Annotated in this window: 21 protein-coding genes; 11 read left to right on the top strand and 10 right to left on the bottom strand. The window is 67.1% G+C overall.

The features are described from left to right. Positions 1–152: 152 nt before the first annotated feature. The 5 genes from AC1RT8_RS19125 to AC1RT8_RS19105 are packed head-to-tail and all read right to left on the bottom strand — an operon-like array spanning position 153 to position 4,154. Complete coding sequence (locus AC1RT8_RS19125; RefSeq protein ID WP_493077488.1) at positions 153–920, bottom strand: SDR family NAD(P)-dependent oxidoreductase; 768 nt, start codon at positions 918–920, stop codon at positions 153–155. Between the two features lie 13 nt (positions 921–933). Further along, on the bottom strand, positions 934–2,106 hold the full coding sequence (locus tag AC1RT8_RS19120; RefSeq protein WP_493077487.1) for an acyl-CoA dehydrogenase family protein: 1,173 nt from the start codon (positions 2,104–2,106) through the stop codon (positions 934–936). A 36-nt stretch (positions 2,107–2,142) separates the two neighbouring features. Then, positions 2,143–2,733, bottom strand: a complete 591-nt coding sequence (locus AC1RT8_RS19115; protein WP_493077486.1) for an NADPH-dependent FMN reductase — start codon at positions 2,731–2,733, stop codon at positions 2,143–2,145. A gap of 60 nt (positions 2,734–2,793) precedes the next feature. Continuing rightward, entirely contained in the window at positions 2,794–3,408 is a 615-nt protein-coding gene (locus AC1RT8_RS19110; RefSeq protein ID WP_493077485.1) for an EthD domain-containing protein, read from the bottom strand. A gap of 5 nt (positions 3,409–3,413) precedes the next feature. Further along, entirely contained in the window at positions 3,414–4,154 is a 741-nt protein-coding gene (locus tag AC1RT8_RS19105) for an SDR family oxidoreductase (protein ID WP_493077483.1), read from the bottom strand. A 113-nt stretch (positions 4,155–4,267) separates the two neighbouring features. Here AC1RT8_RS19105 and AC1RT8_RS19100 point away from each other — a divergent pair, with 113 nt between their 5' ends. The 7 genes from AC1RT8_RS19100 (at position 4,268) to AC1RT8_RS19070 (ending at position 11,900) form a co-directional block, all read left to right on the top strand. Next, complete coding sequence (locus tag AC1RT8_RS19100) at positions 4,268–5,443, top strand: acetyl-CoA C-acetyltransferase (protein WP_493077482.1); 1,176 nt, start codon at positions 4,268–4,270, stop codon at positions 5,441–5,443. Further along, complete coding sequence (locus AC1RT8_RS19095) at positions 5,440–6,237, top strand: enoyl-CoA hydratase/isomerase family protein (RefSeq protein ID WP_493077481.1); 798 nt, start codon at positions 5,440–5,442, stop codon at positions 6,235–6,237. The genes AC1RT8_RS19100 and AC1RT8_RS19095 overlap by 4 nt, the downstream gene beginning before the upstream one ends. 11 nt (positions 6,238–6,248) lie before the next feature. Next, positions 6,249–7,028 carry an SDR family NAD(P)-dependent oxidoreductase gene (locus AC1RT8_RS19090; RefSeq protein WP_493077480.1) on the top strand — a complete coding sequence of 260 codons (780 nt, stop codon included), beginning with the start codon at positions 6,249–6,251 and terminating at the stop codon, positions 7,026–7,028. A gap of 61 nt (positions 7,029–7,089) precedes the next feature. After that, positions 7,090–8,760 carry an FAD-binding protein gene (locus AC1RT8_RS19085; RefSeq protein WP_493077478.1) on the top strand — a complete coding sequence of 557 codons (1,671 nt, stop codon included), beginning with the start codon at positions 7,090–7,092 and terminating at the stop codon, positions 8,758–8,760. Positions 8,761–8,764: 4 nt separating this feature from the next. Further along, on the top strand, positions 8,765–9,898 hold the full coding sequence (gene ribB, locus AC1RT8_RS19080; RefSeq protein WP_493077476.1) for a 3,4-dihydroxy-2-butanone-4-phosphate synthase: 1,134 nt from the start codon (positions 8,765–8,767) through the stop codon (positions 9,896–9,898). After that, positions 9,895–10,992 carry an NADH:flavin oxidoreductase gene (locus AC1RT8_RS19075; protein ID WP_493077475.1) on the top strand — a complete coding sequence of 366 codons (1,098 nt, stop codon included), beginning with the start codon at positions 9,895–9,897 and terminating at the stop codon, positions 10,990–10,992. Before ribB ends, AC1RT8_RS19075 begins: the two co-directional genes overlap by 4 nt. After that, complete coding sequence (locus AC1RT8_RS19070; RefSeq protein ID WP_493077474.1) at positions 10,989–11,900, top strand: hydroxymethylglutaryl-CoA lyase; 912 nt, start codon at positions 10,989–10,991, stop codon at positions 11,898–11,900. The genes AC1RT8_RS19075 and AC1RT8_RS19070 overlap by 4 nt, the downstream gene beginning before the upstream one ends. An 18-nt stretch (positions 11,901–11,918) precedes the next feature. On the opposite strand, the gene AC1RT8_RS19065 is transcribed toward AC1RT8_RS19070, so the two are convergent. The 5 genes from AC1RT8_RS19065 to AC1RT8_RS19045 form a co-directional block, all read right to left on the bottom strand. Beyond that, a complete protein-coding gene (locus AC1RT8_RS19065; RefSeq protein ID WP_493077473.1) occupies positions 11,919–12,131 on the bottom strand; it encodes a hypothetical protein in 213 nt (70 codons plus the stop codon). Positions 12,132–12,213: 82 nt separating this feature from the next. Continuing rightward, positions 12,214–13,005 carry an SDR family NAD(P)-dependent oxidoreductase gene (locus tag AC1RT8_RS19060; protein ID WP_493077471.1) on the bottom strand — a complete coding sequence of 264 codons (792 nt, stop codon included), beginning with the start codon at positions 13,003–13,005 and terminating at the stop codon, positions 12,214–12,216. Further along, positions 12,998–15,010 carry an FAD-dependent oxidoreductase gene (locus AC1RT8_RS19055; RefSeq protein ID WP_493077469.1) on the bottom strand — a complete coding sequence of 671 codons (2,013 nt, stop codon included), beginning with the start codon at positions 15,008–15,010 and terminating at the stop codon, positions 12,998–13,000. Before AC1RT8_RS19055 ends, AC1RT8_RS19060 begins: the two co-directional genes overlap by 8 nt. A 28-nt stretch (positions 15,011–15,038) precedes the next feature. After that, a complete protein-coding gene (locus AC1RT8_RS19050; RefSeq protein WP_493077468.1) occupies positions 15,039–16,199 on the bottom strand; it encodes a CaiB/BaiF CoA transferase family protein in 1,161 nt (386 codons plus the stop codon). 2 nt (positions 16,200–16,201) lie between these two features. After that, complete coding sequence (locus AC1RT8_RS19045; protein ID WP_493077467.1) at positions 16,202–17,275, bottom strand: LLM class flavin-dependent oxidoreductase; 1,074 nt, start codon at positions 17,273–17,275, stop codon at positions 16,202–16,204. A 231-nt stretch (positions 17,276–17,506) separates the two neighbouring features. Here AC1RT8_RS19045 and AC1RT8_RS19040 point away from each other — a divergent pair, with 231 nt between their 5' ends. From AC1RT8_RS19040 to AC1RT8_RS19025, 4 genes are all read left to right on the top strand, one after another. After that, entirely contained in the window at positions 17,507–18,079 is a 573-nt protein-coding gene (locus AC1RT8_RS19040) for a VOC family protein (protein WP_493077465.1), read from the top strand. 144 nt (positions 18,080–18,223) lie between these two features. Further along, on the top strand, positions 18,224–19,216 hold the full coding sequence (locus AC1RT8_RS19035) for a thiamine pyrophosphate-dependent dehydrogenase E1 component subunit alpha (protein WP_493077463.1): 993 nt from the start codon (positions 18,224–18,226) through the stop codon (positions 19,214–19,216). Then, the gene (locus tag AC1RT8_RS19030) at positions 19,213–20,187 is read left to right on the top strand and encodes an alpha-ketoacid dehydrogenase subunit beta (RefSeq protein WP_493077461.1); all 975 of its coding nucleotides are present in this window, start codon (positions 19,213–19,215) and stop codon (positions 20,185–20,187) included. Before AC1RT8_RS19035 ends, AC1RT8_RS19030 begins: the two co-directional genes overlap by 4 nt. Further along, complete coding sequence (locus AC1RT8_RS19025) at positions 20,180–21,361, top strand: dihydrolipoamide acetyltransferase family protein (protein WP_493077459.1); 1,182 nt, start codon at positions 20,180–20,182, stop codon at positions 21,359–21,361. Before AC1RT8_RS19030 ends, AC1RT8_RS19025 begins: the two co-directional genes overlap by 8 nt. The last annotated feature ends 2 nt before the right edge of the window (positions 21,362–21,363 follow it).

The raw sequence follows: 21,363 nt of genomic DNA, 5'->3' as shown, positions 1-21,363 counted from the left end.
ATTTGCCGGGCATCCGTTTGCCTGAATTGAGATGGGAAAGTCGTCTTGATCCGGCACTTGGAATGAAGCCTGCCCTGTGGGCAACACCTCCCAGTGGCGCCAGCGAAGCAATCGGATCCGTCCGATTCAATCGATTTGCCTGGGTCCGGCGCTCATGTGGCGAGCGACTGGCCGTCGTCGACGGTGATCACTGACCCGGTGACAAAGGCGCACTGATCCGAGCAAAGATAGATCAGTGCGCTGTCCAGCGAATCTTCTCCCATCAGCCGCCGTCGCGGCCATTTGGCGATCTGGCGGGCGCCGGCATCGGTGCGGAACCAGTCTCCGTTGAGATCGGTTTCGATATAGCCTGGGCAGAGGATGTTGACGTTGACGCCGCTGCGCGCCCAATCGCGCGCCAGCGTCCGCCCGAGCTGGAGCGATGCCGCCTTGGAGGCGGCATAAAGCCCGAGTCCGGGCGAGATCATGGTGGCAGTGATCGAGGAAATAATCACGATCCGGCCGCGCCCCGTATCGGACGATCCCGCCGCGATCATCCGCCGCGCGCCCTCGCGCGCCGTCAGGAACACGCCTCGAACGTTGACCCCCATCACCGCATCGATTGCACCGGCATCGATATCGAGTGCCGGGCCCGCGACATTCATCCCGGCATTGGCGATCGCGGTGTCGACCGGGCCGAACCGGGCGGCGGCGGCGTCATAAGCGGCGATGACCGAGGCCTCGTCGGTGACATCCATCGGCACCGCCAGTGCCTCGCCGCCGGCCGCTTCGATCGCCTGCACGACATCGGCGAGCTGGGCCGCGCGCCGCGCGCCGAGCACGACCCTGGCACCGGCGCCGGCGAGAATTCGGGCGAAGCGGGCGCCGAGCCCGGACGACGCTCCGGTGACCAAAGCGACGCGTCCGCTCAACCTGCCCATCTCCATCCTCCCGTCAGCCCTGCGCCGCGGTGGCGTCGCGCTTGATCTTTTTGGCGAGGCTCCATTTATGCACCTCGGTCGGGCCGTCATAGATGCGGAAGGCGCGGATCTCGCGGAAGATCTGCTCGACGATCGTATCGCCCGAGACCCCCGTGCCGCCCATCACCTGGACGCAGCGATCGGCGACGCGCATCAGCGCTTCCGAGACGGCGACCTTGGTCATCGAGCTTTCGGTCGTGCCGGGCGCGCCGCCGTCGAGCACGCCGGCGCACCAGTCGATCATCAACTCGGCCTGTTTCAGGTCGATCAGATTCTCGGCCAGCATGAAGCCGACGCCCTCATGATCGATCAGCGGTTTGCCAAAGGCCTGGCGCCGACAGGCATAGGCCGTGGCGATCTCGTTGGCGCGGGAGGCACCGCCATGCCAGCGCATGCAATGAGTCAGCCGTGCGGGCGCCAGCCGGACCTGAGCATAGCGGAACCCCTGGTCGGGCTCGCCCAATATCTGATCGGCGGGCACGCGCAGTCCATGGATCGCGACGATCGAATGGCCACCGGGCATCGAGCTGTCGATCGTATCGAGCACGCGTTCGATGCGGATCGCGGGATCGGGCAGGTCGACCAGGAACAGGGTCGCGCCATGCTCGGTCTTCGCCATGACGATGCCGACCGCCGCGCCGTCGGCGCCGGTGATGAAGGCCTTGCGGCCGTGGATCACCCAGTGATTGCCGTCCTGCTGGGCGACCGTCTTCATCATCGACGGGTCGGAACCGGCGCCCCCTTCGTCGGCGGGCTCGGTCATGAAAAAGGCGGATCGCGCCTCGCCAGCGATCAGGGGCTCGAGGAAGCGCTCCTTCTGCTCGGCGGTTGCGACCTTGCCGAGCAGATACATATTGCCCTCGTCGGGTGCGGCGACGTTGATCGCGACCGGGCCGAGCGGGGACAGGCCGGCCGCACGTAGCACGATCGCGGTCCCGGCATGGTCGAGATGGCTGCCGTCGGCGAGGATGTGCGGCGTCATCAGTCCCGCAGCTCGGGCATGGCCGCGCAGCTCGGCGACGAGTTCGGTGGAGGGGCCGTGCGCGCCGCAGCGCGGATCGCGCTCATAAGGGGCGACGGTCTCGCGGACAAAGATCTCGACCCGGAGGGCGATATCGCGGGCGCGCTGCGCTGGGGCGTCGTTCAAATCCTGTCCTTTTCTGGTTCGGCCGGGTCGCGTCGGTCAGGAGGCGATGTCGAGCGGTACGGCGATACGCAACGCGAAATCGGTGACCTGGCGGCCGACCAGCGCGAGCTGCTGAGCCACTTCGGGATCGCCCGGTGCGCCGTCAGCGTCGAAGCGGCTCAGCCGGCAGTTGACCGCGGCGGCGAAGGGCGTCGGCCAGCCGCGAAAGGCGTGGACGATCGCGCGCAACGCAGCGATGGTGCTGCCCGTCGCTTGCCAGCCATAGGCGGTGGCGATCAGGCCGACCGGCAGATCGGTAAGATAGGGGCGGGCATCGCGCGCGGTCTCCTCGAGCAGGTCGAGCGCGTTCTTGACGACCCCGGAGACGTTGCCGTGATAGCCCGGGCTGGCGAGGATCAGGCCGGATGCATCGCGCACCGCTGCGACCAGCGCCGCCTCACCCGGAGTGCGGGCGGGCGCTTTCGAGTCGTAGTGCGGCAGCCCGGTGATCGCTTCGCCGCCGAACAACAGGGTCCGGGCACCCATGGCCTCGGCCGCGGCGAGGGCGATACGGAGCGCCGCCTCGGTCGAGGAGCCGCCACCGGTGGTGCCGCCGATGCCGACGACCAGGGGCTTGTGCGCTGCCATGATGTCGCTCCTTTCGTTATTCAAACATTGATTGGTTATTCGACGTGATCGGCGCCCAAGTCAACGCAGCTTGTGGGTGATGGTCAGCAGCACCGGGGAGATGCCGTCGAGGAAATTGGCCTCGTCGGCGCGGACGCGCCGATAGGCGTCGCTCCCGGCAACCATCCGCATTTCGGCGGTCGATCCGAACCAGGTGACGGCCGCACCGTGAAAGGCGATCGTCGGATCGAGCGCCGCTGCCACGGTCAGGTGGTTCTGCTCGTAGTGCTGGAACGGGATGGCGCAGGCGAGGGGCCCGTGATGCTCGCGCCAGTAGCGACCGAAATCGGCATGGCTGAGGTCGGGGCGACGGCGGATCAGTTCGATGCTCTTGATAGCGTCGGGCGGCGGCGGCCTGTTGCGGATGATCGTGACCTCGACCGGCAGGACCACATCCTCGCCATCCGGCAAGGCCCGGGCGGCGCGGGCGTCGACCGAGGCATAATATTCCTCGGCATACCCATCGAACAACGGCTCGCGAGCGCGATAGCCACCGGCGAGGCAATGGTTCTGGACATATCCGACCAGCCCGGGGGAGGCATCGAGCCTTGCCCGCGCCTCCGCCAGCCAGACGGCATGGAAGGCATCGGGCGCCATGCCGGCCGGGCGGCGGCGCAGGCGGATCAGCTTGTGCATGACCGTCACATCTCCTGCGCCTGGGGGCGGATCAGGATTTCATTGATGTCGACCGCATCGGGCTCGCCGATCGCATAGGCGATGGCGCGCGCCACCGAATCCGCGGGCAGAGCGATCGCCGCGGCACCGGCGAGGCGCTTGAGCGAAGCGAGGTCGGTGATCCGCTCGAACAATTCGCTCTCGGTCGCGCCGGGCGAGACGATCGTTACGCGGATGCCGTCGGCGGTCACCTCCTGGCGCAGTGCCTCGGAGATCACCCGCACCGCATGCTTGGTTGCGGCGTAGACGGCCGATCCGCCGTTGATCTTGTGCCCGGCGACCGATGCGATCGAGACGATATGGCCGGATCGCTGCGCCTTCATCCGGGGCAGCGCGGCGGCGATGGCATAAAGTACGCCCTTGATGTTGGTGTCGATCATCCGGTCCCAGGCGTCGATATCGAGAACATCGAGCCGCGAGATCGGCATGATGCCGGCATTGTTGACCAGCACATCGATCCGGCCGAACCGCTCCACCGCACGGGCGACCAACGCTTCCATCGAGTCGCGACTCGTCACATCGGCCGCGACCGCCAGCGCCTTGCCGCCCGCCGCCGCAATCTCGGCGACCAGCGCGTCGAGCCGGTCGGCGCGGCGCGCGCCCAACACCACTGCCGCGCCGCTCGCCGCCAGCCGCCGTGCGATCGCCGCGCCGATGCCGCTGCTCGCTCCGGTGATTACCACCGTCTTGCCCGTGATAGTGTCCATGCCTCTCCCTCCCGCTTGACCTGTCATTGTCGGTCGATAGTTTATCTAACATTGATTGGAAATGAAACGGCTGATACGCCGTCGGCCAACGATCGACCCAGCTGGAGAGTGCGATGCCGAAACCTGACGCCTATATCGTCGATGCTCTCAGGACCGCCGGCGGGCGCCGCAACGGCAAGCTCGCCGGCTGGCATCCGGCCGATCTGGGCGGTGCCGTGCTCGACGCGATCGTCGCGCGGACCGGCGTGGATCCGGCCGCGATCGAGGACGTGATCATGGGCTGCGTCAGCCAGGGCGGCGAGCAGGCTTTTCAGATCGGCCGCAACGCAGTGCTCGCCTCGCGTCTGCCCGAAAGCGTGCCGGCGGTGACGATCGACCGCCAATGCGGCAGCTCGCAACAGGCGATCCAGTTCGCGGCGCAGGCGGTGATGTCGGGCACGCAGGATATGGTGATCGCCGCGGGCGTGGAGAGCATGACGCGGGTGCCGATGTTCTCGCCGGGCGCGTTGTTCGAGCAGGCCGGGCTCGGCAAGGCCAAGTCGCCGCGCCAGGAGGATCGTTATCCCGGCGTGCAGTTCAGCCAGTTCACCGGCGCCGAGGCGATCGCGCGCAAATACGGCCTGACCCGCGCTGACCTGGATCGCTACGCGCTGGAGAGCCACCGGCGCGCGGCGGCGGCCACCGAGCGTGGCGATTTCGACGCGGAGATCGTACCGTTGGAGATCGAGACGCCTGACGGTCCTGTGCTTCATAGGCGCGATGAAGGTATCCGCTACGACGCGACGTTTGAATCGATCAGGTCGGTCAAGCTGTTGCAGGAGGGCGGGATGATCTCGGCCGCCAATGCCAGCCAGATATGCGACGGCGCGAGCGCTGTGCTGGTGGTCAGCGAACGCGCGCTGAAGGACCACGGCCTGACCCCGCTGGCGCGCATCCACAATTTGACCGTCACCGGGGGCGACCCGGTGATCATGCTCGAGGAGCCGCTGTTCGCGACCGACAAGGCGCTGAAGCGCGCTGGCATGAAGATCGAGGATATCGACCTGTACGAGGTCAATGAGGCGTTCGCGCCGGTGCCGCTTGCCTGGCTGCGGCATGTCGGCGGCGATCCTGCGCGGCTCAACGTCAATGGCGGCGCGATCGCGCTGGGTCATCCGCTCGGGGCCTCGGGCACCAAGCTGATGGCGACCCTGGTCCATGCGCTACGCACGCGCGAGCTTCGCTACGGATTGCAGACGATGTGCGAGGGCGGCGGCACCGCCAACGTCACCATCGTCGAGCGGCTATGAGCAGACCGCTCAGCGTCGAGCGCCGCGGCGCGGTCGACTGGGTCACGCTCGATCGGCCCGACCGGCTCAACGCGCTCGACGCGACGTTGATCGAGGCGTTGCTGCGTTATTTCGAGCGGCTCTATGACGATGATATCTGCCGGGTGGTCGTGCTGCGCGGCGCCGGCCGTGCCTTCTGCGCCGGCGCTGACCTGGGCGGCGACCTGACCCGCCATGTCACCGATGATGGCATTGCCGCGTCGATGCGAGTCCAGCGCACCATTCGCAACATCATGCTGGCGATGCGCCGCTGTCCGCAGCCGATCGTCGCCCTGCTCCACGGCGCTGCGGTCGGCGGCGGCTTCGCCCTCGCGCTTGCCAGCGATATCCGCCTTGCCGCACCCGATACGCGGATGAATGCTGCCTTCATCAAGATCGGCATCGGCGGCTGCGATGTCGGCGTCAGCTACTTCCTGCCGCGACTCGCCGGCGCCTCGCTCGCGCATGAGCTGATGCTCACCGGCCGCGACCTGCTCGCCGATCGCGCGCTTCGGCTCGGCCTCGTCGCCGATGTGGTCGAACGCGAGCGGCTGGAGGAATACGCCGGCGTCTATGTCGAAGCGATGCTCGCCACCGCGCCGATGGGCCTCGCGCTCACCAAGGAGGTGATCAACGTCAATCTCGACGCGCCAGGGCTTGAGGCGGCGATGGCGCTCGAGGACCGCAATCAGGTGATGCTCTCGCAAAGCGCCGATTTCCGCGAGGGCGCCGCCGCCTTTCGCGAGAAGCGCGCGCCGATATTCACGGGTCGATAGGAGGGGACAATATGGAGATTTCGGGCTGCGTCGCGGTGGTGACCGGCGGCGCATCGGGGCTGGGCGAGGCGACTGCGCGGGCGCTGGCCGCCAAAGGCGCGAAGGTCGCGTTGTTCGATCTCAACCGCGAGAAGGGCGAGGCGGTCGCTGCCGATATCGACGGGCTGTTCTGCGCGGTGGACGTCACCTCCGACGAGAGCGTCGATGCGGGCTTCGCCGCGGCCCGCGCGGCGCATGGGCAGGAGCGTATCCTCGTCAACTGCGCCGGCACCGGCAATGCGATCAAGACGGCTAGTCGGTCGCGCGAGGATGGCAGCATCAAACATTATCCGCTCGATGGCTTCAACCGGATCATCCAGATCAATCTGGTCGGCACCTTCCGCTGCATCGCCAAGTCGGCCGCAGGCATGCTGATGCTCGATCCGGGCGAGGATGGCGAGCGCGGGGCGATCGTCAACACCGCCTCGGTTGCCGCCGAGGACGGCCAGGCGGGGCAGGCGGCCTATGCCGCGTCCAAGGGCGGCGTGGTCGGCATGACCCTGCCCATCGCGCGCGACCTGATGGGGGAGGGAATCCGGGTCAACACGATCCTGCCCGGCATCTTCGACACGCCGCTGCTCGCTCAGTCGCCGCAGCATGTTCGCGACGCCCTCGCCGCTTCGGTGCCTTTTCCCAAACGGCTCGGCCAGCCGGCGGAATATGCGCGGCTGGCGCTGATGATGATCGAGAATGGCTATTTCAACGGCGAGGATGTCCGGCTCGACGGGGCGATCCGCATGGCGCCGCGATAGCCGGAACAGGCTTGTTATCTAACAGTGGTTGGTTTATTCTCCAGCGAATAAGGAGAGGGATATGACGCCGAGCACGGTCGCAGATGCCGAGGCCGTCAACTGGGACCGCGAGGCCGATGTCGTCGTCATCGGTTTCGGCGGCGCGGGGGCAAGTGCTGCGCTACAGGCGCGGGAGGAAGGCGCCGATGTCATCCTGGTCGATCGCTTCGGGGGCGGGGGCACCACCACCTATAGCGGCGGTGTGATCTATGCCGGGGCCACCCGCTTCCAGCGCGAAGCGGGCTTGGAAGACAGTGTCGACAACATGTACGCCTATCTCAAGATGGAAGTGGGCGATGCGGTGCGCCCGGAAACGTTGCGCCGTTTCTGCGAGGGCAGTGCCGCCGATGTCGAGTGGCTGATCGCACACGGCGTCAGCTATGCCTCCGACACCTATCTCGAGAAGATCACTTATCCGCCCGAGGGCAAATATCTTTATTATTCGGGCAACGAGAAATCGCCTTCCTTCGCCGCTAACGCGAAGCCAGTGCCGCGCGGCCACCGCGCGGTCGGCCCGGGCTTTGGCGGCGCGCATTATATCGCGGCGCTGCGCAAGGCGGCGATCAGCGAGGGCGTCGCACTGATGCTCCACACGCGCGTCACCCGGCTGGTCGCCGATGCCGCCGGGAGGGTACTGGGCGTCGAGGCAATCACCTTGCCTGCCGACAAGCATGCCGAGCACCAGGCGTATTATGCCCGGGTCAACCCCTATGTGCCGCACAACCACGCCAGGACCGAGCGCGCGGCCAAAGCGATGGCGGCGATCGAGGCGAAGCATGGCAGTACCATCCTGATCCGCGCGCGGGGCGGCGTGATCCTGTCGACCGGCGGCTTCGCCTACAGCCGCGATCTGGTTGGCAAGAGCGATCCGATGCTCGGCCGGCACTATGAGGTCAGCCACCGTCTCTCGACCATGGGCAATGACGGGTCCGGCGTGGCGATGGGCCAGTCGGTCGGCGGCGCGACCGGGCATATGGATTCGGTCTATATCGCCCGCAACATCGCCCCGCCCGAGGCATTGCTCGAAGGCATATTGGTCAATCGCGACGGCGAGCGCTTCGTCGCCGAGGATGCCTATGTCAGCCTGATCGGCGGCGTGCTCGCGCGCCAGCCCGAAGGCAAGGCCTGGCTGATCGTGCCGGCCAGGGCCTTCCGCACATCGATCCGCGAGGCGCTCACCTGCGGGTGGCAGCGCTTCAAATATTTCGGCGTGCCGATGCTGATCAACTATGCGCTGGGCGGCACGCGCCGCGGCGGCAGCGCGGCGGCGCTCGCCCGCAAGGCCGGGATCGATCCAACGGCACTTCAGGCCACGATCCAGGGCCATGACGCCGATCTCGCCGCCGGCCGGCCCGACAAAATGGGCAAGACCGAGGAGCTTCGCACCCCGCTCGGCAAGGGGCCCTTCTACGCGATCAACATGTCGATGGCGAACCGCCACGCCCTCACCAAGTTCATGACGCTGGGCGGCCTGACCGTCGACGAGGAGAGCGGCGTCGTGACGCGCGAGGACGGCAGCGCGATACCCGGGCTTTATGCCGCGGGCATGTCGGCGGTCGGGCTCCATTCCAACGGCTATATCAGCGGACTTTCATTGGCCGATGGCGTCTTTTCCGGCCGCCGCGCCGCGCGCCATGCCGCCGCCGCGTCGGGGCCCAAGCCCGCCAACCGCCCCCTCGAAACCACGGCCTGATCCGATGAACAACAATGCCCTTTCCAGCATCGACGAGATCGTCGAGGAGGCGCGCAACGGCCGGATGTTCATCCTGGTCGACGATGAGGATCGCGAGAATGAAGGCGATCTCGTCATCCCGGCCCAGATGGCGACGCCCGAGGCGATCAACTTCATGGCGCGCGAGGGCCGTGGCCTGATCTGCCTGTCGATGATGCGATCGCGGATCGAGCAGCTCGGCCTCGACCTGATGAGCCGCGACAACCGCACCGCTTATGAGACCGCCTTCACCGTCTCGATCGAGGCGCGCGAGGGCGTGACCACCGGTATCTCCGCCGCCGATCGCGCCCGCACCATCGCGGTCGCGATCAACGCCGCCAACGGCCCGGACGAGATCGTCACCCCGGGCCATGTCTTCCCGCTGGTCGCCCGCGACGGTGGGGTGCTCGTCCGCGCCGGCCATACCGAGGCGGCGGTCGACATCGCCCGGCTCGCCGGCCTCACCCCCGCGGGCGTGATCTGCGAGATCATGAACGAGGACGGCACAATGGCACGGATGGACGACCTTGTCGGCTTCGCGCAGCGCCACAATTTGAAGATCGGCACGATCCGCGACCTGATCGCCTATCGCCTGCGCCGCGACCATAATCTGCGCAAGGTGGGCGAAGCGCGATTCCAGAGCCTGTTCGGCGGCGACTGGACCGCCATCACCTTCCGCAACAAGGCGGTCGACAGTGAGATGCTCGCTTTGGTGAAAGGCCATGTCGATCCCGACAAGCCGACGCTCGTCCGCATGCATGTGGTCGACGTCTTCACCGACATGCTCGGCGTTGCCGGCGAGCGCCACGGCCTGCTCCAGAGCGCCATGGCCGAGATCGCGCGCGAAGGGGCCGGCGTGATCGTGATGATCACACAGCAGATGCCCAACATGCTGACCCGCTTCGTTGCCCGCAAATCGGACGAGAGCCCGGCGGTGAGCGATCTCGACGCGCTGCGCGATTACGGCGTCGGCGCGCAGATATTGTCCGCGCTCGGGGTGCACGACATGATCCTGCTGACCAACTCGCCGCGCACCCTGGTCGCGCTGCAAGGCTTCGCGCTCGATGTGGTAGGGCACCGCGCCATGACCTGCACGCCCCCGTCGACCTGGATCCAATGAGCGAACCCGCCCCGTCGCTTCACGCGCCGCTCGCCTTTCGCCGCGGCCGGGCCATGCCCAACCGCTTGGCGCTGGCGCCGCTCACCAATCTGCAGAGCCATGACGACGGCAGGCTGTCGGAGGATGAATTCGCCTGGCTGACGAAGCGCGGGGCCGGCGGCTTCGGCATGGTGATGACCTGCGCGGCGACCACGCACGCGCTCGGCAAGGGTTTCCCCCGCCAGCTCGGCGTGCATGACGACGCGCATCTCCCCGGCCTCGAACGGCTGGCCACCGCACTGCGCGTAGCCGGCGCGTCGTCCTCGGTCCAGCTCCAGCATTCCGGCGGCCGCGCTCAGCGCGATCTGATCCCCGGCGATCCGGTCAGCGCGATGGACGATGCGAAACGCGGCGTCCGCGCGCTCTCGACCGGGGAGGTGGAGCAGGCGATCGAGGATTTCATCCTGGCCGGTCTGCGCGCCGAACGCGCCGGCTTCGATGGTGTCGAGGTGCACGGCGCGCATGGTTATCTGCTCTGCCAGTTCCTCGACACGCGCAACGCCCGTACCGATCGTTATGGCGGCAGCGAGGAGAACCGCGCGCGCATGACCTTCGAGGTGATCGCCGGCCTGCGCGCCCGGGCTCGCCCGGATTTCCAGATCGGCGTCCGCCTCTCGCCCGAACGCTACGGCATAGACCTGGGAGAAGCGCGCACGCTCGCCGCCCGGCTGCTGCGCGAGGGTCAGGTCGACTATGTCGACATCTCCTGCTGGGACACGTTCAAGCTGCCCGAGGATCCGGCCTGGCAGGAACGCGACCTGATCGGCTGGTTCGCCGATCTCGATCGTCACGGCACCGCGCTCGGCGTCGCGGGCAAGCTGACGACCGCGCCCAACGCGCGCCGATGCCTTGCACGCGGTGCCGATTTCGTGCTGATCGGCCGGGGCGCCATCCTGCACCATGATTTCGCCCGCCGCGCCGGCGAGGACGAGGCCTTCGCGAGCGCGCCGCTCCCGATCAGTCGCGCGCATCTCGCGTCCGAAGGGCTGGGCCGCGACTTCATCGACTATATGGCGACGTGGCCGGGCTTCGTCGCCGAGGAGGAAGCGGCATGAGCCGGACGCTGCAGATCGTCGAGGTCGCCGCGCGCGACGGCCTCCAGAATGAAAGCGTGCTGGTCTCGACCGCCGACAAGGTCGCGCTGATCGAACGCATGATCAAGGCCGGGGTCCGCCGCTTCGAGGTCGGCAGTTTCGTCAACCCGAAGCGCGTGCCGCAAATGGCCGACACACCAGACGTGATCGCCGCGCTGCCCGACCGCGCCGATGTCAGCTATATCGGCCTGTGCCTCAACCTGAAGGGCGTTGAGCGCGCCGCTCAATCGCGCGACGGCAACAAACGCGGTGTCGATGAGGCGGGGTGCGTCACCGTCGCCAGCGACGCTTTCGGCAAGGCCAACCAGGCGCAGAGCTCGGCTGAATCGGTCGCCGAGAATATCGCGATGCTGGCCCTGGCGAAACGCGAAGGGCTGGTGCCGCAGGTCACGATCGCGGTGGCGTTCGGCTGCCCGTTCGAGAAGGCGGTGCCGCCGCAGCGCGTGCTCGACATCGCCCGACGCCTCGCCGAGGCCGGCCCGGTCGAGATCGCGGTCGCCGATACGATCGGCGTCGCCGTCCCTGGCCAGGTTCGCGACCTAATCGGTGCGTTGCGCGAGCAGCTCCCGGCGGAGATCCGCCTTCGTGCTCATTTCCACGACACCCGCGCGACTGGCGTCGCCAATGCCTGGGCGGCATGGGAAGCGGGCGCCGATATCCTCGACGCGTCGCTTGGCGGCCTGGGCGGCTGCCCCTTTGCGCCGGGCGCCACCGGCAATGTCGCGACCGAGGACCTGGTCTATCTGTTCGAGCGCTCGGGTGTGCTGACCGGTATCGATCTCGACCGGGCGATCGCCGTCAACTCATGGTTCGCCGGCGTGATCGGCAAGCCGCTGCCCTCGAGTGTCGGCAGGGCTGGAGGCTTCTGATTTCGGCTGCGTTACGACTTATAATTTTTTTCCGCTGTTATGTTGGATTTTGAGGTTGAATTTATGGCTTTCTTTCAAGCGTTTGTGTCCGTTTTCCCTGTTATCGAATAACAGCGGAATAAATGCGGAATAACAGAGGGCATTTCCGCTGTTCCCCGGGGAAAACAGCGGACGTCGATCGTCCTGTTTCTTCAAGCTGAGAATGAGCGGGGCGGCCGCCAGGGCGAGCATCGTCCGATCGCATCCCTGCCATGGTCTGTCGTCGAGTTTGAATCGACCCGCGACACGCGCCGGTGGATCAATCCACAAATGCCTAGCTCGCCGGGGGCAGCATCGCGCTGGAAATGCCCTGATCGGCCAGCACGAACGACCCCTGCAGCGCCTTTGCCGCATCGGAGCACAGGAACAGCGCCACTTGGGCGATATCGTCGGGCTCCATCATCGCATTGCCATAGGGGCTGATCGATCGCGCCTCGCGGCGGACCATGCCTTCCTGCTGCTCGGGCGTCAGCTCCTCGCTCTCGAAGCCGAGCATCGGCGTGCGGACCGAGCCCGGGCCGATCGAGTTGCAGCGGATGTTCGATCGCCGAAGCTCGGGCGCCAGCGTGCGCGTGAAATGCGCGATCGCCGCCTTGGTCGCGGCATAGACGGCGAATTCGTTGACGCCGAGCACCGCAGCGCCCGAGGAGATGTTGACGATCGACCCGCCGCCGCTGCGCCGCATCACGGGCAGGGCGGCCTGGATCATCGAGATCGGACCGATCGTGTTCACCCCGAACATCAGGTCGATCTTTTGTGCGCTCATCTGTTCGATCGGCCCCCAAAAGCACACGCCCGCGCTCTGGATCAGGATGTCGAGCCGGCCATGGTCGCGCTCGACGCCGGCGATCAGCGCGGCGATCGCCGCGCGGTCGGTGATGTCGCACGTCGCGGGATGCGCCTTGCCGCCCGCGCTGACGATCCGGTCGACCACCGGCTGGATCGCCGCTAGCGGCTGTTCGGAGGTGACGATCGCGGTCGCGCCGTTCTTCGCGAACAGGGCGGCGGTCGCGGCACCGATGCCGGAACTGCCGCCGGTGACGATGGCGATCTTGCCGTCAAGCATGACTGGTCTCCTGGATGCGGCCGGCGAAATGCCCCTCGCGGATCGCGATCAGCAGGTCGCGTGGGGCATTGGCGTCGCCGATCAGATGAAGCTCGTACGGCCGCAGCGCCCGCGTCCCGCCGCCGAGCGCGCGGTAGAGGTCGCTCTGCGCCTCATTGTACGAGATGAACACCACCGTCTCGGCCGGCACGTCCCAGGTCTGGTCGCCGTCGAGATAGCCGAGCGTGCAGGTGTCCGCGCCGATCGACACCAGCCGGCCGCCGACCACCAGGGTGAAATCGCCCTGGCGCAGCCGGCGCAGCGCCGGACTGGAGCGGACGATCACCTCGATCTGCGGCGCGAACGAGCTGTGCCGCGCGACGAAAGTCACCTTCGCGCCGTTCGCGATCAGCTGCTCGGCCGCGGCGATGCCTTCGTAATGGCCGACATCGTCGAACACGACCGCCGATTTGCCGAGCTTCTCCGGCGGCAGGAACAGCAGTTCGTGCGAGCTGAGCACATGCCGCTGGCCGAAACCCGGCACAGGCGCCTCAGGCCGTGCCGCCTGCAGCCCGTCCATCCGCGGCAGCGATCCGGTCGCGACGATCACCACGTCGGGCTGCTCGGCCAGCACATCGTCCGCCTCGGCATAGGTCGACAGGCGGATGTCGACGCCGAGATGGTACAGCTCCTGTTCCTGCCAATAGGTGATGTCGCCGATCGTTGCCGACTTGGGTGCGCGCTTGGCGATGTTGATCGTGCCGCCCAGCGCCGGCTGCGCCTCGATCAGCACCACCTTATGCCCGCATGTTGCCGCCAGCCGCGCTGCTTCCATGCCGGCCGGGCCGCCCCCGATGATCACCACTTTTTTCGGGTTGGCGGCGGGTACGATCAGATCTTCGGACAAAGTGCGCTCGTACCCGACCACCGGATTGACGGTGCAGCCCATGCGCTGCTGCGCGGTGCGGATGCCGCCGACACAGCCCTGGTTGCAGGCGATGCAGGGCCGCACGCGTTCGGCATTGCCGGCCAGCGTCTTGGCGACCAGGTCGGGCTCGGCGATCATCGGCCGTACGAAGCTGACCATGTCGCCCAGGCCTTCCTTGATCGCCTGGTTGCCCTCTTCGAGCGTGCGATAACGGCCGGCGATCATCGTCGGCACATCGGCGCGTGCCGCGATCGGCTCGGCCGAGCTGAGCATATAACCCGCCGGCTGGTCCATGCAGCCGAGCATGGTCGAGATGCTGTAGGGGCTGCCCATCGAGGCGCTGACATAATCGACCATCTTGTCGGCGCAGAGCCGCGCGACCACTTCGCCGGCCTCTTCGGGAGTCAGCCCACCGGGTGCATTGTAATCGGACAGGCGAATGCCGACCGGATAGTCCCAGCCGAGCCGGTCGCGCACCGCTTTGAGAAGGTCGCGCCCGAAGCGCATGCGGTTGTCGAGGCTGCCGCCATAATCATCCTCACGCCGGTTGGTCAGCGGACAGAGGAACTGGTGGATCAGGTAGCCATGGCCGAAATGCAGCTCGACCCCGTCGAGCCCGCTTTTCTGCACACGCACCGCCGCATCGACATAGGCCTGGCTGATCTCGTCGATCTGGTCCTGGGTCATCGCGAACGGCGTGTTGACCAGGCCGAGCGGGCAGGGAACGTTGGAGGGGGAGAGTGGCGCCTGCCCGCTCGCCGGCGCCCAGCGATGGCCGCCGTGCCAGAGCTGGACGAAGGTCCGCATGCCGTATTGCGCGCCCGATTTCGCCAGCGCCGCGAAACCGGGAATGATCGAATCGTCGACCGCGTCGACCGTATGGTTGGCGGAGGACCGATGGACCACCGTCGCCTCGAGGATATTGAGCCCGACCCCCGATTTCGCTCGCGCCTCATGATAGGCGATCAGCTCGTCGCTGACGACGCCGCGGCCATAGCTCGTACCGTGGCTGGCGCGGACGATGCGGTTCTTCACCTCCAGCCCGTTGATCGTGATGGGACTCAGGATGTGATCGAGCGACACGGTAAACCTCTCCAACCCGCCCGCCTTTCTGGCGTGACGCTATCTATAGCGACCAGACCACCTTGTCGGCGATCAGCCCGTCGATCTCCGCCGCGTCGAATCCCGCCTCGGCCAATATCTCCGCCGCCGGCCGCGCGGTGCGCGGGTTGATCGCGGTGACGAGTTCGGGATGGCCCGAAAGGCGCGGCGCCGGTGCGGCGGTGAGCACGCCGCGTTCGTCCACCGTTACCGTCGCGCGCGCGGCATTGTGCGGATCGTGAGCGAGCTCATCGACCGTCAGCACCGGCGCGCCGCAGGAATCGATCGCGGCGAACAACGGTGTCCATTCGGCCTGAGATTTGGTTCGGAACGCCGCCGCCACCCGCTCGCGCAGCGCCGGCCACAACGACCGGTCCATCTGCGTCCGCGCCGAGGCGTCGACATCGTCGAGCCCCAAGATGGCGAGCATCGCGGCGTAGAATTTCTGCTCGATCGCGCCGACCGAAAACCACTTGTCGTCGGCGCAACGATAGACGCCGTAGAAAGGCGCCTTGCCGATGAGCATCGAATGCGCCGGGTCACCGTCCCACAGCCCCAGTTCCAGCTCGCCGAACATCGCGCCGAGCATATAGGACGCGCCGTCGACGATCGCTGCGTCGACCACCTGGCCCTTGCCGGTGCGCTGGCGCTCGACCAGCGCCATCAGCACGCCAATCATCAAGGTGTAGGAGCCGTTGGCGAGATCGCCGAGCAGGCCCGGTGGCGCGGTCGGCTTGTCCTCCCCCGTCACGCCCAGTGCGCCGGAGATGGCGAGATAGTTGATGTCGTGCCCGGCGCGGGTCGCATAGGGGCCGGTCTGCCCCCAGCCGGTCAGCCGCGCATAGATCAGCCCCGGATTGGCCGCGATCAGCATATCGGGGCCGAGACCGAGCCGCTCCATGACACCGGGGCGGAAGCCTTCGACCAGGATGTCGGCCGACCTGGCCAGCCGCCGCGCCGTTTCCTGGCCGCCCGGTGAGCGCAGGTCGAGGCCGATCGCCTCCTTGCCGCGCGACATGGCGACCGCGGGATCGAACGGCATCGGATCGGGCCGCCTGACGCTCAGCACGCTGGCGCCGAAATCGGCGAGCATCATGGTCGCGAAGGGCGCGGGGCCGAGGCCGCTGAGGTCGAGGACGCGAAGCCCGGCGAGGGGGCCGCGGCCGGCCTGGCTGGCCTCACCCATAGTCAGGCGTTCGCGGCCAGTGCCGGCCGCGGCTGCGCGTTGAGCTGCGGTACCACCTCGTTCCCCAATATCTCGACCATTTCGACATATTCTTCGCGCGGCACGCCGCCCATGTCCATCTTGATCAGATTGACATCGGCGCCGACCAGGTTGCTCAATTCGATCAGCCGGTCGGCGAAGCGGGCCGGCCCGCCGACGATCGCCGGTCCCTGGGTCGACAGGAACTCGTAATCGAAGGTCGAGGTGAGATAGGCGGGCGGGTTGTCGTTCACGCTCTTGATCATCGCCTGGTTGAAGGCGTGATAGCCTTCGTAGCGCGGCTCATAGCGCTCGCGGGCGATCGCATCGGTCTTGGCGACCCAGCCATGCCAGCAGGCGCCGACACGAGGAACATGCTTGTGACCGGCTTCGGCGAACGCTTCGCGATAGATATCGGCGACGGCGACGAACTTGTCGGGTTTGCCGAAGGCGCTGGGCAGCATCAGGTTGAGGCCGAGTCTGCCGGCGAGCTTCGCCGTCGTCGGCGAACTGCCGCCGCCGACCCAGAAGGGCGGGCGTTCGCGCTGGATCGGGGTTGGCTCGAGATGCTGGCCGGTGATCGGCGGGCGGAACTGCCCCTGCCAATGGACCGGCTCGCCCGACCATAACAGGCAGGCCAGCTCCATCGCCTCGGCAAAGCGGGCGGGCGAATCGGCCGCCGACTGGCCGAACAGATCATAGGTCTTCTCGAAGAAGTTGCCGCGCCCGGTGACCAGCTCAAGCCGGCCGTTCGAGATCACGTCGACGGTGGCGTAATCCTCCACCATCCGCAGCGGATCGAGATTGGCGGCGAGCGCCACCGAGGTGCCGAGGCGCAGCCGGGTGGTGCGCTCGGCGATCGCTGCCAGCACCACGGCGGGCGACGAGAAGGTGTAGTTGATGCCGTGATGCTCGCCGACATAATAGCCCTGGATGCCGGTCCGGTCGGCAACCTCGGCCGCATCCAGCGTCATCCGATAGCGCTCGCTCGCCGAAAACCGGCGACCCGTCACGGGATCGTCCATGATGTCGCCCAACGACATAAGTGCGATTTCCATGCATCCCTCCCGTACCTGCGTTTGAACTTCTCTTACAGTGTATGTTTCGAATCGCAATAGGCTTTCGTTATCACCGCTTGGTCGACGACGACGGAGGCGCATGGCGATAGGCGCCCACGCTGTAAAAGCGCCTCGATAAGGCTGTTGCTCACCAATTCTGTCGATGTTAGGTTATGAGTCGGAACGGTGCCGCGGTTCGCGCGGCTGATGCAGCAACGAGAGGATATCGGGATGGGCGTTCACCACTTTGCGATCGCGGCGAAGGACTTCGACACCTCGCATCATTTCTACACCGAGGTGATGGGCTTTCCGCTTGTCGCAGGCGTGAAGCGCCAGGCGCCGGGCGGCGGCTGGACCAAGCACATGTTCTACGACATCGGCGACGGTCAGACGATGGCGCTATGGGATCTGCGCGGGATCGAAGGCATTCAGCTCAACCCCGATGAATGGCGCGGCGCGATCTCGACCGGACTCGGCCTGCCGCGCTGGGTCAATCACTTCGCCTTCAACTGCAAGGGCGGCGAAGAGGAACTCCAGCAGCGCAAGAAGAACTGGCTCGACAATGGCTATCATGTGTCGATGACCGACCATGAATTCATCCGGTCGATCTACACCTTCGATCCGGACGGCAATCTCGTCGAATGGACCTATGACACGCGGCCGATCGACGCGAGCGACACCAAATATGCCGAGGAGATCCTGGTCGACAATTCGCCGGCGACCGAGCCCGATTACGAGGGGCCGTTCGAGCGCTCCACCGTGCCGAAATATCGCGCCACGCCGACGCCGATGCCGGTCGACTGAACCTTCTAAGCCCCTTCCCTTCAGGGGAGGGGTTGGGGTGGGGCAGCGCCGCAAACTCCGCAAGCACCGTATTCGCGGATGGGCCCCACCCCCAACCCCTCCCCTGAAGGGAAGGGGCTTTAAGTCGCGGCACAGGGAGGAAGCGTGGGCATTGTGACTGACGAGGCGTCGGCGCCTGGCCGCAACGAGGGCGGCCCGGGGCTGACCGAGCTGTACCGGCGGATGGTGCTGATCCGCGAGGCGGAGAAGAGCTGCGGCGCGCTGTTCGCCGCAGGCGAGATACCCGGCTTCATTCACCTGAGCGATGGGCAGGAGGGCGTCAGCGTCGGTGTGATGGCCTCGCTGCGCCCCGACGATACGATCGCCTCGACTCATCGCGGGCACGGCCATGCCCTGGCCAAGGGGCTCGGCCTGGACGGCTTCTTCCGCGAGCTGATGGGCAAGGCCGACGGCGCCTGCAAGGGGCGCGGCGGATCGATGCATGTCGCCGATCTCTCGGTCGGCATGCTGGGGGCGAACGGCATCGTCGGCGGGGGCATAGCGATCGCGCTTGGCTCGGGGCTCGCGCAGAAGCTGCGCGGCGGCGATGGGCTCGCAGTATCCTTCTTCGGCGATGGCGCGCTGGCAGAGGGCATCATCCACGAATGCCTCAACATCGCCCAGCTCAAGACCATTCCGATGCTGTTCGTGTGCGAGAATAACGGCTGGTCGGAATTCAGCCCGACCTCGACCCAGGTGATCTTCACGCTGGAGAAGCTCGCGGCGGCGTATGGCATTCCCTATTTCGGGATCGACGGGTCCGACGTGGAAAAGGTCGCCGATCTGGCGGCCGATCTTGTCGCCCGCATCCGGCGCGAGCGCGGGCCCGTGGTGCTCGAATGCTCCACGACCCGGATTCGCGGCCATTATGAGGGCGATTCGCAACGCTATCGCAGCGATGCCGCGCCGCCGGTCGATCCGCTGGCCATCGCGCGGTCGGCGCTCGAGGCACGCGGCGTCGCCGTCGCCGATCTGGGGGAGATCGAGGAGTCGATCCGGGCAGAGGTCCAGCGAGCGGTCGAGGCGGCCCGGCTGAGCACCGAGGAGTCGCTGAGCGCCGCACAAGCCGAAGTCTATGCGATGGGGGCGGCGCGATGAGCGAGGCCCGTTTCGCGCATGCGATCAACCGCGCGCTCGACGATGCGATGGCGCTGGACCCCAGCGTTCTGCTGCTCGGCGAGGATATCGCGAATGCCGGCGGCACCTTCGCGGTGACGCGCGGGCTGCTCGACAAATATGGGCCTGACCGGGTGATCGACATGCCGATCGCCGAGAACGCCATTGCCGGCATGGCAGTGGGCCTCGCGCTGGGCGGCTATCGCCCGGTGATCGAGATCATGTTCATGGATTTCATGACGCTGACGATGGACGCCGTCGTCAACCAGGCCGCCAAGCTTCATTTCATGTTCGGCGGGCAGGGCGCGGTGCCGATGGTGGTGCGCACCCAGCATGGCGGCGGGCTCAATGCCGGGCCGCAACATTCGCAATGCCTGGAAGCGTGGTTCGCGCATATCCCGGGGTTGAAGGTGGTGGTTCCGGCGACGCTAGACGATGCCTATGCACTGCTGCGGAGCGCGATCGATGATCCCAACCCGGTAATCTTCGTCGAGAACAAGGCGCTCTATCCGATGAAGGGCGAGCTGTCCGAGGCGCCCGAGCCGGTGCGGCTGGGCAAGGCGCGGATCGCGCGGAGTGGCACCGACGTGACGATCGTCAGCTATGGCGCGATGGTCCACAAGGCGCTGGCCGCGGCGGAGACGTTGGCGGGCGAGGGGATCCAGGCCGAGGTGATCGACCTGCGCACGGTGCAGCCCTGGGACGAGGCGACGGTGCTCGAATCGCTGTCGCGCACGCACCGGCTGGTCGTGGCGCACGAGGCGGTCGAGGCGTTCGGCGTGGGCGCGGAGATCGCCGCACGGATGGCGCAGATCGGGTTCGACGAGCTTGACGGGCCGATCGTGCGGGTGGGCGGTGCCTTCATGCCGGTGCCGTTCGGGCGGACGCTCGAGGTCGAATATATGCCTGGCGCGGCGCAGATCGTCGACGCAGTGCGCGCGACCTATGACTGAGGGCTCCGCCACCGCGATCGTCATGCCCAAGCTCGGGTTGACCATGTCCGAAGGGCTGATCGCCGAATGGCTGGTCGCGCCGGGCGATGAGGTCGCCGCCGGCCAAGTGCTGTTCGTGGTCGAGACCGACAAGATCAGCAACGAGATCGAAGCACCGGCACCGGGGCGGATCGTTTCGCTGCTGGTCGAGGCCGGCGATACCGTCGTTGTCGGCACGCCCCTGGCGATGTGGACCGGGCCCGGCACTGTCGGTGCGCCGCCGCTGGTTGTGCCGGATGAGGCGACACCGGTGCAGGTCGACCGGCCCACACCGATCGCACTGTCGTCCAACGGCGTTGAGCGCATCCGATCGACACCCTTCGCGCGGCGGCTGGCGAAGCTCGACGGCATCGAGATCGCATCGGTCACCGGGACGGGTGCGCGCGGTCGTATCCAGGCGCGCGACGTGCAGGCGGCGATCGATGCGCGCCGTGCGGCACCTGCCCGGGCGACGCCCGCGATGGGCCGCGACCTGCGCCCGCTAATCGCGGCACGCGTCTCGCGCAGCAAGGCGGAGATCCCGCATTTCTACGTCACCGCCGATGCGCGGTTCGACGCGCTGAATGCGCTCCGCGGCGATCTCAACACCGATCCGCAAGCGTCGCGCAAACTGAGCGTCACCGCTTTCCTTGCAATCGCCGTTGCCCGCGCGCTGGTGCTGGTGCCCGAGGCAAATGTCGTGTGGCGCGGCAATCACGCCGAACGTCTGTCGCGGATCGCGATCGGGATCGCCGTCGATACGCCGGGCGGGGTGATGGCGCCGGTGGTGCCGGTGACGGGCGGCATTTACGCGTTCGCCGATGCGCTGGACGGTGCGATCGAGCGGGCACGGCAGGGCAGGATCGGCTCGGGCGATGCGGGCGAGGCGGCGATCGGCATCTCCAATGTCGGCATGTTCGCGGTACGCTCGCTCACGCCTATCATCGACCCGGACCAGAGCTTCATGCTCGGCGTCGGCGCCCCCCAGGCGGTGTTCCGGCCCGGCCCCGGCGGCGCTCCCCTGGCAGTGCAGGAGGTGACGTTGAGCCTCGCCTGCGATCACCGGGCGATCGACGGGGCGGGCGCGGCTCGATTCCTGGCGACGATCGTCGACCTGCTGGAACATCCGGGGCGACTGCTGATTTCCGGGCAATAGGA

The organism is Sphingomonas sp. GW821-FHT10F11 (genome assembly GCF_058809095.1).
Note: the sequence above shows the minus strand (reverse complement) of the source record. Positions and strands in the feature narration are given on the sequence as shown.